9 protein-coding genes are annotated in these 16,137 nt (G+C 47.9%); 1 reads left to right on the top strand and 8 read right to left on the bottom strand.

Annotation, left to right across the window (positions count from 1 at the left end; translation table 11 throughout):
- Nucleotides 1–106 precede the first annotated feature (106 nt).
- The 8 genes from OP864_RS00545 to OP864_RS00580 all read right to left on the bottom strand — a co-directional run bounded on the left by OP864_RS00545 (nt 107) and on the right by OP864_RS00580 (nt 9,022).
- Complete coding sequence (locus OP864_RS00545; RefSeq protein ID WP_270099381.1) at nt 107–382, bottom strand: hypothetical protein; 276 nt, start codon at nt 380–382, stop codon at nt 107–109.
- Complete coding sequence (locus OP864_RS00550; protein WP_270099382.1) at nt 382–1,017, bottom strand: hypothetical protein; 636 nt, start codon at nt 1,015–1,017, stop codon at nt 382–384. Before OP864_RS00550 ends, OP864_RS00545 begins: the two co-directional genes overlap by 1 nt.
- A 12-nt stretch (nt 1,018–1,029) precedes the next feature.
- Nucleotides 1,030–1,830 carry a hypothetical protein gene (locus OP864_RS00555; protein ID WP_270099383.1) on the bottom strand — a complete coding sequence of 267 codons (801 nt, stop codon included), beginning with the start codon at nt 1,828–1,830 and terminating at the stop codon, nt 1,030–1,032.
- A gap of 276 nt (nt 1,831–2,106) precedes the next feature.
- Nucleotides 2,107–4,947 carry a TonB-dependent receptor gene (locus OP864_RS00560; RefSeq protein WP_270099384.1) on the bottom strand — a complete coding sequence of 947 codons (2,841 nt, stop codon included), beginning with the start codon at nt 4,945–4,947 and terminating at the stop codon, nt 2,107–2,109.
- A gap of 63 nt (nt 4,948–5,010) precedes the next feature.
- Nucleotides 5,011–5,715, bottom strand: a complete 705-nt coding sequence (locus OP864_RS00565) for a LytR/AlgR family response regulator transcription factor (protein WP_270099385.1) — start codon at nt 5,713–5,715, stop codon at nt 5,011–5,013.
- A 7-nt stretch (nt 5,716–5,722) separates the two neighbouring features.
- Nucleotides 5,723–6,781, bottom strand: a complete 1,059-nt coding sequence (locus tag OP864_RS00570; RefSeq protein ID WP_270099386.1) for a sensor histidine kinase — start codon at nt 6,779–6,781, stop codon at nt 5,723–5,725.
- A gap of 143 nt (nt 6,782–6,924) precedes the next feature.
- On the bottom strand, nt 6,925–7,425 hold the full coding sequence (locus OP864_RS00575) for a hypothetical protein (RefSeq protein WP_270099387.1): 501 nt from the start codon (nt 7,423–7,425) through the stop codon (nt 6,925–6,927).
- A 313-nt stretch (nt 7,426–7,738) separates the two neighbouring features.
- Nucleotides 7,739–9,022 (bottom strand): ATP-dependent DNA helicase, encoded by a 1,284-nt coding sequence (locus OP864_RS00580; protein WP_014373172.1) that lies wholly within the window; start codon nt 9,020–9,022, stop codon nt 7,739–7,741.
- 447 nt (nt 9,023–9,469) lie between these two features.
- On the opposite strand from OP864_RS00580, the gene OP864_RS00585 reads away from it, so the two are divergent.
- Nucleotides 9,470–15,082 (top strand): PKD domain-containing protein, encoded by a 5,613-nt coding sequence (locus OP864_RS00585; protein ID WP_270099388.1) that lies wholly within the window; start codon nt 9,470–9,472, stop codon nt 15,080–15,082.
- The last annotated feature ends 1,055 nt before the right edge of the window (nt 15,083–16,137 follow it).

The raw sequence follows: 16,137 nt of genomic DNA on the forward strand, positions 1-16,137 counted from the left end.
CCCTGCGCCGCCTTCGGCGGCTGGGTCTGGCCCTTCGGGCCACCGCTGTCCATCCCTCAGCCGACGGCCCTGCGGGCCTTTGTAGGCGGCTCCGCCGCCTCCAATACTAGTTTTCCTGGACCAAACTGTCCTTGGCCAATTGCTCGGCCCGATAAGCTTTCCATTTCTCTTCGGCTAGCTTCCAAACCGCCGACTTAGCATCCAATACTTCTTCCTTCAATTCGCTTTCCCAAAATGATTTAAAGCTCTTAAATTCTGTACGGGTCTCTGTTTTTAACCCCTCTATTTCCTGATATATGTAGTAGTAGAAAAATATGGAGGAGGCCAAAAAACTCAATAAAATCCCGAGCAATAAGCCCAGCCAAAATGCAGTATTCTTCATTAGTTGTGGATTTTTACGGCCCGCTCAAAGCCCAAGCGCTCCAAATGGGCCTTGCGCGCCTGCTTGAGGTCAAAATCTTGAAAGCGAATCTGCGCCCGCAAAAAGTCAAAGGCAAAGTCAAAATCCATATACTGATAGCGAATAGGCAAGGTGCCCGGCCCCGCCATATCCGTCAGTTTCTTTTGGTTGAGGACCTGCAGCAGATCGCCTGCCAATTGCAAAAAGGGATTCAAATGGTTTTCGATAAATTGTTGGCGCTTCTCTCGGTCCAACTCAAACATTTCTTGGGCCAAACGGCAGTAGGCCTGCATAGCCGGACAATAATCCAGCACAAAGACATTGCTCAGCTCGTTGCGGCGCGCCCGAACCATTTCCCCGTTTTTTTCTCTCAACTGCTGCTTGAGGTCCTTCAAGATCAAGCGAATACGCTCGTTTTTTGCCTTGCAGGCATCCTCCAAAGCAAAAAGTTGGTCGTTGCGGCCCAATTGCAATTTGGCAATTTCAGTTTGGTATTTGGCCAACTCGCCCATAAAGCGACTACGCGCCCAAAACCAACTTACCGCCACCAAGGCCAATAAGCCCGCAAAACTCAGGGCATAAAAAGGCAACTGCTCGACAAATTCGTCCCAGTTCATAAGTATAGGGGATTAAATGAATGATAGAATAAGAAAGAAAAGACCCACCACAGCCGCAGCAGCCAAAACAATATAAATACTCAGCAAAATAGGGCTCCAAATTCGCACTTTTTCTAGTACGGGCAAGCCCTCTTCTATTCGCAGCGCATACAACAAACTATCTATACTTTGATAGGGCTCTGCCGTTGGCCGAACCGCATAGTTGGGGTCTATCGGAATAGCCGAAGGCGGCGGCAATTGCTCAATAATCAAATCTAATTTTTGATTTTGCTGTGCTTCTAATTCTTGCAGGCGCTTTTGCAAGTTTTCTAGCTCTTCCTCTATAGAAGCTTGCGAAACGGAGCGCAGCTGAAGGTAGGCCCCAGCGGCCAAGCCCTGCGCCCCAAAACTTTGGTCCAAAAACAAGGCCTCGCCCTTAAAGTAAAGGTTTAGGTCTCCGGGCAAGTCGCTCAAAAAGCCTTGATCGACTAGTTGCTGCAGCGCCTGCTGGGGCAATTGCTCCTCATCAAAGGCTAGGGGGGCATAAGTTTGGCCCAAAGGATCTTGTATATAAATAAAATGCTTGACCGCTGGCCCTTCTTGCTCAATGCGCAAGATGCTGCCCTCATACAAATCACTAAGTTGCTGCAACTGCTGTTCGGCCTGCAAAAGCTGCTCGCCAAAAGCCAGTTGGTAGCTGCCCCCTCGGGGAAGGAAGCCACTAAGTTCCAGCTGCTCAATCATTTCGGCAGCAGAGAAACTAAGATCCACCTCGGCATTCATGAGTGTGCCGTATTGCGGATGCATAAAATTTAAGTTGAGTATAGGTTCCATAGCTTATACTGGGGATATTTTGAATCCGAATATACTAAGATATCTCTTAAATAACAGTTTTTTGCCCAGAAAAGCAAAAGGCCCCAGCTGCAGAAGCAGCCGAGGCCTTTTTTTGGTCCATTTTGCGGCGGACAGGGCCGATAGGCCCGCAGGCTGAGGGGCTGTAGCAGGGCCGCCGAAGGCGGCAGACCAAGGAGCGCAGCGACGAAGGGCCGAGCAGACCTGCGAGCTGCGCAATGGCCCGACCCGAGCGAAGCGAGTGGGCAGCCCCAAATCCTAACGATGATGACGACGATGGCGCTGATAATGCTCCATCATTTCCTTAGATTTTTTCTCATCGACTAGGCTTCCCTTTTTGGGTACAAAGCGGTAGCTAAAGCGAAGCATAAAATAGCGCTCCAACACCTGCCCAATTTGGTCCTCGATATAGCTGGCCGTAAAGTTTCGGCTGAGGCTAGTATTTTGGCCCAAAATATCGTAGACATAAAGGCCAATTTCTCCGCGTTGGCTCTTGAAAAGTAGAGTCGAAAGACTGGCATTCCAGAGCAAAAAGTCGGTATTAAAGCCATCGGAAAGGCCCGCATAATGTTGGTGGCTAAGGTCTGTGCGAAGGACCAGCGACTTCCAGGGGTTCCAATAGGCCCGCAGGCGAGTATTTTGGTTATAGTAGCGGTTATTCGAGCTGCTATTCAGGCTATTGATCGAATAATTGAGGCTTCCGTCCGTACTCAAGGTAAAGTCAATTTTCTCGCTAATATTCGAGCTTAGCTTAAAGCCCAAACGGCCAGAAGGCTGTCGAGAATAATTGAGCTGATTGTTAATCAGGCTGGGGGTTTCGGAGAAAGAGCCGCCAAATTTAATCCCAAAATTCGACTTAATAAAATTGAGTGGAAAGCTATAATCGGCAAAGAGATCGAGCTGATATTGGCGGTCCAAATTGACATCTTGCGTGAGCTGCGTTCCCTGAGCCAAATCTACGCCCAAAAAGCTAGTATCCTGATAAGCGATAAAGGTACTTTGGCCCAAATAATCCTTATTGTAGCGGGCGCCAAAACCGACAAAAAACATGGTATTTTTGCTTGGATTGGGGCTAGCATAATGAAAATGAATGCGGTGATTGGTTTCTTGGCCAAGCTGCGCATTACCGATAGATAACTGGATGGGGTTGCTATTGTCGACCACCTCCTGCAATTGGCCAATAGAAGGCTCATCGGTTCCGGCTCGATAAAAAATGCGTAAATTTTTGGTCTTCGAAATCTTGTAGCGCATGACGGCAAAAGGCAAGATATTGAAGAAATTGTAGCTATTTTCAAAGCTTTGCGGATAGACCTGCGTAGCCGACAACTGGGCCCATTGTGCAGAGGCGCGGACATAAAATCGGAAGCCTTTTTTGTTGTAGCGCAGGCCCAAAGAAGCACGATGGCGCTCATAGCGGCTATCGGCCTCATTAGACAAAAAGGTATCGAGCAAATTATAATCTTGGCCATCAAAATCATAGGTAAACTGATCGGCCTCATTATAACTAATCGAGGGATCGTAGCGGAACTGTAGTTGCATTTGTTTGCTCAGCGGTTCGCTATATTCTAGGCGGGCCGAGTAGCTGCGTTCGTATTGGTCCAAATCCGAAGATTGGTCAATAGAATCAATTTGGTTGAGGCTATAATAATTATTTTCGGACTGTAACTGATTGTTGCCATTTTGGCCACTAAACTCTTGCTGAAGACGAACCGAAAAGGTTCTGCCCTTCTTTTTTAGGCGGTGGCGATAGAGCATGCGGTTGCGAAAATTGTAGGCCGTCAGCTCACTATTAAAGAGGCTTTGGCTTTGGTTGAGTGTTTGCTCAATATTATAGGTTTCGGACTGGCTCATTTGCTGGCCCTGATTGATTTGCAGACTCAAATTGGGCTCAATTTCAATTTGGTTGCGCTCATTGATTTCATACTCTAGTCGAAAGGTCGCCCGATGGTTTACATTCGTACTATTTTGGTTTTGTGACTGTAGATAATACTGCCCCGCCTCTTCTTCCGAAATAAAGCTACGGAAAGTAGAATCGAAGCCGATATTATTGGTTTGATTAAAAAAGTAGCTTCCGTTTAGTTTCCATTTTTTGTTCCATTCGTTGCTGTAGTTAATTCCCCCGGCATAGGTCTCATTGATTCCGCCATTATCATCGACCAAGAAGTTGCCGAGGTTGCCGCCGCGCCAGCGGCGGCGACCTCCTCCACCCGAAGCAGCCACTCCGGCCAAATCTTCAGAGCTAAAGTTTTGCTCATTGATATTATTGAGTTGGCCCAAAATCGAGATGCGTTCATTGCCATTAAAGCGGTTGTAGACCCCACCTAGGCGATAGCGCCAATCGTCGTCGGCTTCTTGGCCATCATCATGGCCTATACCTGCATAAAAGCGACCAAAAGTCCCCGAGCGATAAGCTGGCTTAGAAATAATGTTGATCGTTTTGCTTTCTTCGCCATCTTCAAAGCCAGAAAATTGGGCTTGGCGGCTCTTTTGGTCATACACTTGGACCTTATCCACCATATCGGCAGGCAAGTTTTTTAGAGTAGTTTTGGCATCTTGGCCAAAAAAAGGTTTGCCATCAATGACCACCTGCTGCACGGTTTCGCCTTGGGCCTTTACGGTTCCGTTTTCAATTTCGATACCCGGCATTTTTTCCACCAAATCCTCGGCAGAAGCATTGGGGTTGGTTTTAAAGGCCTTAGAGTTAAACTCTACCGTATCGCCTTTGAGCACTGCGGGAGGCGTTTTACCGACCACATCTACCACCCCTTCCTCTAGGGCCGAAACTTTGAGCAAGATCGGATCCAAATCAATGGCGGCTTTGTCTAAAAGCAAGGGTTTCTCATAGGTTTCATAGCCCAAAAAGGAAATTTTGAGCTGGTAGGGGCCCTGAGGCAGGGCCAATTGAAAGCCGCCCTCTAAGTCGGTACTTGTGCCAAATTGCTTTGTACTGTCTTTGGTCGACTGCAAAACAACATTGGCCCCAATCAACGGCTCTTGAGTTTGCGCATCAAAAATGCGCCCATTGAGCTGGCTTTGGTTTTGGGCCGAAAGGCTCCAACTGAGGAGCATCAAAACGGCCAGAGATAAATAATATTTCATTGTACAGGATTAGTGAACTAGATAAAATGATGCTGTAGCTTGGACTAAGGCCCAAGCGATCAATTAGACCGATCGGCGATCAATAAAATCTTGAAAGGCCTCTTTGTATTTGTCTGAAACGGGAATATGCTGTTTGCCAAAAATCAACTGCCCCCTTTCAATGGTCGATATCTTGTCTAAATTGACAATATAGGAGCGATGCACCCGCATAAAGCGATGCCGAGGCAAGCGGGCCTGCAAGCTCTTCATGCTCAGTAGGCTAAGCAAACTTTTATCAGTAGATTTGCGATGAATGCGCACATAATCTTTTAGGCCCTCGATATAGAGTATATCATCTAGGGCAATTTGTTGCAGTTTATAATCGGACTTGAGAATGAGGTAATCTTCCTGCACTACCGTAACCGCCTGCAGTTGCTGCTTGGCCTTTTGGGCTGCCGAGAGCAGCTCTTCAAAGGCAAAGGGCTTGAGCAGATAATCGACAGCATTGACCTTATAGCCCTGAATGGCATACTGTTCAAAAGCTGTAGTGAATATAATTTTATGCCCCTGCCCAGCCAGTTGTTGGGCCAACTGCATGCCCGAAAGATTGGGCATCTGAATATCGAGAATGAGTATGTCTACCCACTCTTCTTCTAGTTGCTCTAGTACGGATAAGGCATTATTATGGCTGCCAATCAGCTGCAAAAAGGGAATTTGCTTAACGTATTTTTCTACTAAGGAAAGCGCCAAAGGCTCATCGTCGGCCACAAGGACAGAATAGGTTTGCATAAGTGGATTATTTTGGAAGGCAAAGCCGGGCCAAGAAGTAATTGGATTGGGCCCCTTGCTCAAATTGATAGTTTTTTTCTGGATAAAAGAGCTCTAGGCGCTTGCAGAGGTTTTCTAAACCTATACCCGAACCACTTTTATCCGTTTCAGTTTTGGGAAATAAGGAGTTTTTTACCTCAAAGCAGAGCCATTCTTCATCTAGCCGCAAAGACAACTGGATAAAAGAAGGCTGCCGAGCATCGACCCCATGCTTAAAGGCATTTTCCAAAAGCGGAATGAGCAAGAGTGGAGGTACTTGCAAACCCTCTTCCTTCGGAAATTCCATCTCTATTTGTACATGCTCCGCATAACGCAGGCGCATTAGCTCGACATAGTTTTGCAAAAACTGTATTTCATCGGCTAAAGGAACCACCATTTCATCAGAATGATATAAGACGTAGCGCATCAAGCGGCTAAGACGAAGCACATTTTCTTGGGCCATTTTAGGCGCCAAATCAATTAGCGCATAGATGTTATTTAAGGTGTTGAAAAAGAAATGAGGCTGCAATTGATATTTCAAATAAAGCAACTCCGACTTTAAATGCTCGTTCTCCATTTCCTGATATCGGTCTTTCTCACTTTGCAAGCGCTGCGTTACCCGAATGGCACTAGCTACGCCTACACTTAAAGAAAAAGCCAGGCTATCACCAAATAGCAACAAAAATATAGGCGGCTTATGTAAATGTCCTTCATTGACCAACATATATCCACTTATTATTTGGCTATAGACAAAGTATAAAAAGAATAACATCGGCAGCAAAAAAGCCAAATTGCGCCCCAAAAAGGCCCGATGCTTTCGCTTGATGAGTAACTGAGGCACCCAAACATAGAAGTTCAGGTAAAAGACGACTACATTAAACCCTAGGTTTAATGTGTGCTTGAACAAAAACTTTTGCCAAGGGATATGCGTATGCGTCCAATCAATCCATAAAATCGGGGAAATCAACAAGATAAGCCAGGGCAGAAAATGAAAAATAAATTTGCGCCAGCTCGGAGAAAAGTCAAAACCGCAGTCTTCTTTTTGCATAAATTTGATGTTTATACACAAATATCTACAATCTTACCGCTTTTAGGGCCTAATCTAGACTAAGCCGCCTTTCTTATAGATGACTTTAAACAAAAAAACCGGCAGTTTCTTTAGCGAAACTGCCGGAGCAATATATTGTTTTCTTAACTTCTTTTGGTCCCTTTTTCCTCCCCATAACTGGGCGCTTTATTCCGTTTGGGCGACACATTTTCCTCTATCGCTGGGGCCTCTTCTGCCTCCTCATTCTCAAACCAAATTCGCTTGATTTTGTGGCGAACCATAATTTTTATGCCCTCATAATCCTTATAAAAACGAACCTCATCGGCATTGGGGTCCAAAACCATTTCATAGTGGTTGCCCACATCGGAAACCACCGAAAATTCAAAGATTTCATTCTCCTCATCCTGCCGGGCCTCCTTGATCAAATAAGCCGAACTAATGCTAGGAGTAGTATGCTTAAACATGCTCATCTCCGCATTAAATTCAAAAAAAGTAAGCTCTTCCTCATCCGAAGACATCAGTTTCCATTCGCCAGTTTCTTCGCTATATCGCAGGTCTTCGCGCAAAGAAGTAGAAATCATCATTTGGCTCCAAAGCGGAAATTGCAGGAGCATAAAAAGTAAAAGCAGGGGAAGCGGTCGCATAGGCTAGAGTTTTGGCCCTTTGGGGAGCTATGGGTAAATCATATTATTTATATCATCGCTTATTCATCAAAAAAAATTCCAATTCAGCCGTTTTTCCCTTTTATAAAAATAAAATCCAGACCCTTCTGACTGCTGTTTTGGGGCTGCCCCGCCCTGCGGGCGGGTCGGGCTGTTTCGCAGCTCGCTATTCGCTCGGCCCTTCGCCAGCAAGCTGGCTCGGTCTGGCCCTGCGGGCCACTGCTGTCCATCCCTCAGCCTGCGGCCCTTTGGGCCTTTGCGGCGGCTTCGCCGCCTGCTATCCGCAAATTTGGACCTAAAAATGTTGTTGGTAAAATTCGACTACCCTGGGGTCTACCCGAATATCTTGGGGCTTTAAGGGGTGCTTGAGCACTAAGCCCTCTAAAGTACGGCAGCGACTCAAGGCCACATAGGTTTGCCCAAACTCAAAAGCCCCCTTGGGCATATCCAATAATACTCGATCAAAGGTTTTGCCCTGGCTCTTATGAATGGTCATGGCCCAAGCCAAACGCAACGGATATTGGGTAAAGCTTCCGCTAACCTTGGTCTCAATCTCGCCAGCATCATTGAGCTCATGGGTCATCATCTCCCACTCAAATTTTTCTACCTTGATCGTTTGTAGGTCGCCAAAAGGACCATAGACCTGCACCTGTATTTCATCAAAATCTAGATAAACCACCTTGCCAATGGTCCCGTTGGCATAGCGCCTTTTGGGGTCGTTCTTTAAAAAGACCACCTGCGCGCCCAACTTTAACCGTAGCGGCGAGGGGGCCGGTTGTACATTCATCTGCCCAGAAACCTCCGCAATATAGCTGTACTCCTCCCCTTGCAAAACCCGCAACCTCGCCCGATTGACCTCATCTACTCGGGCATTTCTGGCCGCTAGGGTAATATAAAAATCTGATTGCTCCGGAAAGTCGGGAATATGCCGCTCATTCAGCTCCATAAATTCATCATAATCCATAGTACTTTGACGAACAGCATCCAAAAGGCCAATAAATCGGCGGTCGGCCTGTCGGTACACCTCTCGGAGTTCGGCCATGATGATGTCCATCTGGAAAAAGACCTCGGCCGAAAAGAAGTAGGGACTTTCATAGCGCTCTTGCAGCTGTTGTCTTACTTCTGGGCTACTAATCACGGGCGGCAACTGAAAGAGGTCGCCAAACATAATAATCTGAGCCCCCCCAAAGGGAAGGTAGCGGTCTCTTCCGTTAATCCGCATAAAGAAATCTATTTGGTCCATCATATCGGCACGGACCATAGAAATCTCATCAATAATAATCGTATCAATGGCTTTATATAAGCGGTGGTTTTTTCTGGGCTTAATTTCGCTCCTTTGTAAGGGGCGGGCCGGAAAGCCAAAAAAAGAATGAATCGTTTGTCCCCCAATATTAAGGGCGGCAATGCCGGTAGGCGCCAGCACCACTACTTTTTTCTGGGTTCTTCGGACAAACTCTCGGAGCAGGGTAGATTTTCCCGTTCCTGCTTTTCCCGTAATAAACATGGCGGGAGTCCCTGCCTCTATATCCTCCAAACAAGCCTGAAAGTCGGCATTTAAGTCAATCTCTTCTGTCTGCATAATGATTCGTTATCTTAGGGCCATAAGATAGGCATCTTTAGGGAGCTATTCAAGTTTGGGCGGCCCAGCGAGGAGCCAAAATAGCCCCCAGCTTCATCTAAGGGCCCTCTATTTAGCGTATTGAGCTCAGGCAAAGCGAGCTTAGCCCCTCATCCTTAGGGAAAAGCCTAAATAAAGTATATTTTAGAGGGCGGCCATTGGTCCTTATTTCCGGTTTTGCAGGCGCGAAGCGCCTCGGCTGAGGGATGGACAGCAGTGGCCCGCAGGGCCAGACCGAGCCGCTGAAAGCGGCGAAGGGCCGAGCGAATAGCGAGCTGCGAAACAGCCCGACCCGAGCGATAATTCATGAGGGTTTTAACCCTCATTTTGTATAGCTTCGCAAAGCGATACCGCTTTGCGCTGGGTTTCAACCCAGCGGAAGGGGCAGCCCCAAAAAAACAGCAAGAAATGAAAAAACTCTACAGCATTCTCTTTCTTTTGTTCTTGACATTGGCCAGCCTGAAGGCCACGCATATTGTTGGGGGCGAATTATCTTATCGTTGTTTGGGCAATGAGCTTTATGAGATCAATCTTCGGGTATTTCGGGATTGTGATACGGGCGTACCTTGGTTTGACAACCCCGCATCTATTGGGGTATTTGATGATAATGACCAGCTTCTTTTTGACCTGCGGACGCGGCCAATTAGTAATGATACTTTGAGTCCAGAACTACAGGATCCTTGCTTGGTCGTGCCGCCCAATGTTTGCATTCATACGACCTATTATCGAGATACGGTGCAGCTTCCCTTTCGTGCTGGGGGCTATCAATTGGTCTATCAGCGTTGTTGTCGGAACCAAGACATTGTGAACATTGTCAGTCCTTTGAATACGGGGGCCACTTACTATTGTTTGATTACGGAGGCGGCCTTGCAGGGCTGCAATAGCAGTCCAGAATTTCGAGATTGGCCCCCAGTTTACATCTGTGCCAACAAGCCCCTGCGCTTTGATCATTCGGCCACAGATGCGGATGGCGACTCCTTAGTATATCGTTTGTCTACGCCTTTGGATGGGGCGGCTCCGCTCAATCCCATGCCGCAGCCGCCTTATAATCCGCCCTATACGCCCGTCAATTGGCTGGGCGCTTTTTCTGAGACCAACATGATGGGCGGCCAAGATTCTCTTCGGATAGATCCGCAGACGGGTTTATTGCAGGGAACGCCGAGCATTTTGGGGGTATTTGTGGTAGGTGTGGCAGTAGAAGAATATCGAAATGGGCAGTTAATATCGACCATGCGGCGGGACTTTCAGTATGCGGTGGGCATTTGTGGGGAGTTAGTCAGTTCGGCCTTTTTTGCGCCAGAAATTCAGTGCGATAATGATTTATTGGTCCAATTTCAGAACAACAGCCAGAGTTTGGGTTCTGGTTTTCAGTGGTATTTTGGCGACAGTTTGCAGAGCAGCTCCAGTTTAGATGATCCAGTATTTATCTACCCCGATACGGGCCGTTATACCGTCACTTTAATAGCCGACCCGGGCAGCAGTTGTGCCGATACGGCCCAGCAAGAAATCTATTTGCAGTATGAATCTATTGCTTTGGATGCGGATTTTGTTTTGGGGCCTTGTAGTGACAGCATCGAGCTGCAAGTGGCCGACCTTAGCATCGATAGTATTTCGGCTATTGGGCAATGGCTCTGGGATTTTGGCAATGGAGACACGGCCCAAACGCCTTTTGCCTCTACCGTTTATACGCAATCGGGTAGCTACCCCATTAGCCTGAACTTAAGGGCGCTAAATGGTTGCGAGCGCAGCCTATACGACACCATAGACATTCAATTGGCCCAACTCAATATGGCGGACAGCATTCCGCTTTGTCCGGGGCAAGACAGCATACAATTAAATCAGGGAGGAGACCCCAACTTACAATATCAATGGGGACCAGCGGCTGCTTTTTCCGATCCTCAGGCGGCTAGTCCTTGGGTACGGCCCACAAGCAGCAGCAGTTATCAGGTCACGGTAACGGCCAATAGCAGCACTGGCGATAGTTGTCAGTTAATAAAAACGGTTTGGGTAATTATTCCGCCGCCCATTCAATTGTTGGCGGTCAGTGATACGGCTAGTTGTGCCGATACACTTAGCTTGGGGGTACAAACTTCGGTGCCAGCAGACATTAGTTGGTCTTATTCGCCAAACTTTTTGCCCTTACAATCCACTAGTAATCCCGCTCAGATTATCATGCCCCCGCCTGGGCCTGCCTTTCCCGTTTATATTCGGGCCAAAGACGCCTGGGGCTGTACCCTCGTCGATAGCATCATTTTACAGGGCCAAGATATTCCTTTGCAGGCCGCCTTTAGTTATAATATGACGAATTGTGGGCCGCCTATGCAAATACAATTTACTGATGAGACGGTAGACAGTAGTCAGGGGCCTATAGTGGCTTGGGATTGGGATTTTGGCAATGGACAGCAGTCTAATCAGCAACATCCTGCGGTCAATTATACGCAATCGGGCAGTTATGTCGTGCAACTGAGGGTCACTTCTGAGCAGGGCTGCCAGGGCTTTGTTCAGGATACGCTTCAACAGATCCAATTGCCTATTTTGTTTGGGCCAGATACGGTAGGAATTTGTCAGGGAGAGAGTTCGGTGGTTTTAAATGCGGGAGGAGATAGCAGTTTAAGCTATAGTTGGAGCCCTGCGGGCAGTTTATCAGATGCCAGCAGCCCCTCTCCTACAGCTAGCCCTAGCGGTCCGACCACTTATAGGGTAACTATCACGGCAGCCAATGGTTGTACCGCAGTAGATAGCGTTTTTCTAGGCTTTCCGCCTGCGGTTACCGTCAATTTGGAGGACCAGCAATATTGTGGGAATAGCGTTAGCCTAAATGCGGAGAGTCCAACGGCTGTAAATTACATTTGGTCCTCGGATCCTAGTTTTTTCACGGTCTTGGGGCAGGGCAATCCGATTAGTTTTAGTCCGCCTAGCAGCCCATGGGCCTATTATGTACAAGCGACAGATGTTTATGGTTGTCAGGCGACGGATTTTGCGGTTGTTCAGCAGATCAATAGCAGTCCAAATACGGAATTTTCTTGGTCTAGTTTGGGCTGCAACTTCCCCTTGCAATTGCAGTTTACAGATTTGAGTGATAGCTCTTTGGCGGAGATTGTCAGTTGGCAATGGACAACCTCCAACGGACAACAATCTAATCAGCAGCATCCTCTTTTCAGCTTCAATCGCTCGGGGCCGGTCTTGGTCCGTTTAGACATTACTTTAGCCAATGGTTGCACCGGCAGCTATTCCGAAATTTTGGACCTTAATATTCCCGCTTTAGCTGGGGCCAATAGCCGGACGCTTTGTTTTAATGAAGATTCTCTGGCCCTAAACCCCGGAGGCGATGCAACGGGCCTAAGCTATAGTTGGAGCCCCGCCATTGGCTTATCTAACCCCAATAGTGCCAACCCCATCGCCCAACCACCAAGTTTTCCTTATAGCTATCAGGTCCAGATCACGGCTTACAACAGCTGGGACACTTGTAGTCGAACAGAAACGGTGACAGTATCGCAGGGCGCCCCTTTGAGCATTTCGGTGGTGGAGGATACTAGCTTTTGCATTAGTCAGTTTACACTTTCGGCCAATGCCAGTTATAATGTATCGGATATAGATTGGTCTTTAACGCCCGACTTCAGCTCTATTTTGGTGGCCAATAGTTCGAGTTTTACGCTCAACTATGGCAGTAACCCCTCCAATTTGACTTTTTATGTTCGGGGGCAGGACCAGTTTGGCTGTGCGGTTTATGATACGGCCCAATTGCATTATCAAACGGCCCCCATTCAGGTACAGGCGCAGGCGAGCTATCCGCCTTGCCCCACAGATTCCGTAGCAGTGCAGTTTCAGGACTTAACGACAGATACTAGTCAGGCAAGTATAGTCAGTTGGAACTGGCGATTTGGGCCAGGGCAAACGGCTAGCGGACCCAACCCTAGTTTTGTTTATGGTCCAGCCGATAGTACGCATATTTTCCAGCTAGAGCTGACCTTAGAAAATGGCTGTGGGGGAATATTTGTAGATAGTTTGGCCGTTCGGGCCTTGGGCTTAGCCCTGCCCGATAGCCTAGGACTTTGCGGAGATACCTCAGGCTTTGTTTTGCAGCCCAATGCTAACCAACAGCTAAATTATCAATGGAGTCCTGCTTTGGGTTTATCCAATCCAAATAGCCCAAGTCCTTATTATACGCCTGCGGGCAATCAGTTGTATACCGTATTGATTAGCGACCCCTCGACGGGCTGCCAGTATACGGACAGCCTCTATATTTTTGCCGACAGCTTGCAATTAAATCTTATTGAGAATCAAATCATTTGTCGCAATAATGTTTCGCTTTGGGCCTATAGCAATGACAGCAGCAGCCGTTATGATTGGGCCTTAGATCCAAATTTCCTATTGATTTTGGGCCAGTCTAATCCCTTGAACATCAATTTACATCAGGGACGTAGGTTTTATCTTCGGGCACAAAATAGTCTGGGCTGTAAGGCAATAGATAGTGTTGATTTGGCGGTATTAAACCGCCCTTTGGATTTGCAATGGGCGTTATTGCTAGATAGTTGTGGAGAGAACCTGAGTCTATCTTATTCGGCCCAATCTGCAGATAGCAACTTGCTATCTCCCCTAGTTTGGCAATGGGATTTTGGCAATGGACAATTGAGTAGTTTGGACTCGGGGCAGATCAGTTATGACAGCAGCGGAACTTATCTCTTGCAAGTTCGTCTGCAGGGGCCAGGCAATTGTACAGCAGAGGATCAGGCGCCTATTCATTTTTCTTTGCTGCAACAGTCCACCTTAGATAGCATTTGGGTCTGTTCTGGAGAAGTTGCGGAGCTTTATCCGCTGGCCGATACGGCTTGGAGCTATAGTTGGTCGCCTGCAGCCGCTTTAAATGATCCTAGCTTGCCCAATCCTAGGACTTTCCTAGCCGGAAACTATCAGTTTTTGGCCCAATCGCCTATTTTGTTGGCGGGGCAAACTATGGGAACTTGTGTAGATAGTGGCGAAGTTGTTTTGGGCCATCGCCCCCTTCCCGATTTACAGCTTTTGGGAGAAGAGGATTTATGTGCGCCTGCCTTTAGCCTAGTCGCCCGCTCTGATTTGGGCCAGCAGTTTAGCTGGAGTAGCCAGGCTGATTTCTCTCTTATCTTGGGCCAAGATTCTCTTTATCAAGATAGCCTTTTTGCCGATAGCCTCTTGCTTTATGCACAAACGCTAACGGAATTTGGCTGCCCGCAAATGGATAGTTTTTGGCTCTACCAAAGAGGAATTAGGGCGCAGCTAGTAGATACCGCCTTGGCTTGTCCCAATGCCCCAGCTCAGCTGGAGGTCCTCGATTTGCAGCAGCAAAGTCTGAGCTATTATTGGTCGCCAGATAGTTTATTATTGGCTGGACAAGGAACGGCTAGGGTCCAAATGTCGCCTAGCCAAGACCAGCAATATCAGGTTTTGCTCACAAATGCCTATGCTTGTACGGATAGCTTATCGGCTTGGGTGCGGGTATCGGGACAACTGCCGAGCATTCAGCTACAAGCTAGTCCAGATACTGTATTTTTGGGCCAAGAAAGCCAGTTGACGGTCCTGGGCCAAGGCGATTATAGCTACCAATGGCAGCCCCAGCCCAGTTTATCCGCTGATGATATTGCCGATCCTTTGGCTCGGCCAGATAGTGCGCAGTTGTATATTGTTTCGGCCCAAGATGCCATGGGTTGCCAGACTACGGACAGCATTTGGGTCTATACCAAAAGCTATATTTGTGGACCGCCCTATGTCTTTTTGCCCAATAGTTTTAGTCCGAATGGCGATGGGCATAATGATGTATTTCGCTTGCGTTCCAATGTCGTTCAGGAGTTTGAGCTTTTGGTTTTTGATCGTTGGGGGGAGCAGGTTTTCCGCAGCCAATCACAGGATGAGGCCTGGGATGGCCGTTTTCGGAACCAAGAATTGCCCCCAGATGTCTATGGTTATTATTTGCGCTATCGTTGTTTGGGCCAAAGCGAGGAAGATCCCTGGCAGGTCCTCAAAGGCAATCTATCTTTGATTCGTTAGTTTTTTGGGGATGTTCTTTTTTTGGGGCCTGCCGCCTTTGGCGGCCGGGCCCTTGCAGGGCTCGCAGGTCTGCTCGGCCCTGCGGGCTTCGCCCTTGGTCTGCCGCTGCGCGGCCCCCTTTCAGACCCCTAGGCCAAGTCGCTTCGCTCCTTTGCGGCGGCTTCGCCGCCTGTAGGATGGATGTATATCCCAGTGGGTTGAAACCCACAGCAACAAAAGAGGCCAATACTAAGCGCAATAAAATGAGCCGATGGTTGAAACCATCGGCCCATAATGAGTTGTAATAAACAGCTTTATCATTTATAGCAAACAAGGGCTTTAGCCCGCCAGTTTGCATAGTCTACAACCATGGGCTTCAGCCCATGGGACCAAACTGCCCAACCGCCGAAGAAAACCGCCCAAAGAAAAAAGACAGCTGAGCGGCCACAACAAGCCCTTTAGGGCGTCTTCGACGACCAACGGGAGTAACCGATGTGCAGGGGTGGCCGTAGGCCAGACCCAGCGGGCGAAGCCCGCGCAGGGCCGAGCGAGCAGCGAGCTGCCGAACGACAACAAGGACTTTAGTCCGCCAGTTTGCATAGACCCGCAACCATGGGCTTCAGCCCATGGGCCCAAAACCGCCCAGCTATTAAAAGGCTTTTTCTTTACTTTCCCCTTCCCTCTCTACACAGAAAAAGTTGAGGGACTAATATTAAAATCTTGTTTGCGCCCCTTTTTACCGCCTAGGGACAAGCCCCTAGGCTAGCTTTTTTAGACAGCCCTCTAAAGAGGGCCTTTGGATATGGCCCTTCTCTGCAAAAACAGATGAGCAAAGCCGTAAACAACAACTTAAGGCCCTTTAGGGCTGACTCCATTTATTAGCCTGGGGGCTTGTCCCTAGGCGATGAACAGCAGGCGGCAAAGCCGCCTGTAGGATGGATATATACATACCTGTGGGTTGAAACCCACAGCAACAAAGGAGGCTATGCTAAACACAATAAAAATGAGCCGAAGGTTAAAACCATCGGCCCATAACTAGAAAGGCTAATTTCCTGCATCTAGAAGGAGCGAAGCGA

The sequence above is a fragment of the Saprospira grandis genome (assembly GCF_027594745.1).
GTDB lineage: Bacteria > Bacteroidota > Bacteroidia > Chitinophagales > Saprospiraceae > Saprospira > Saprospira grandis.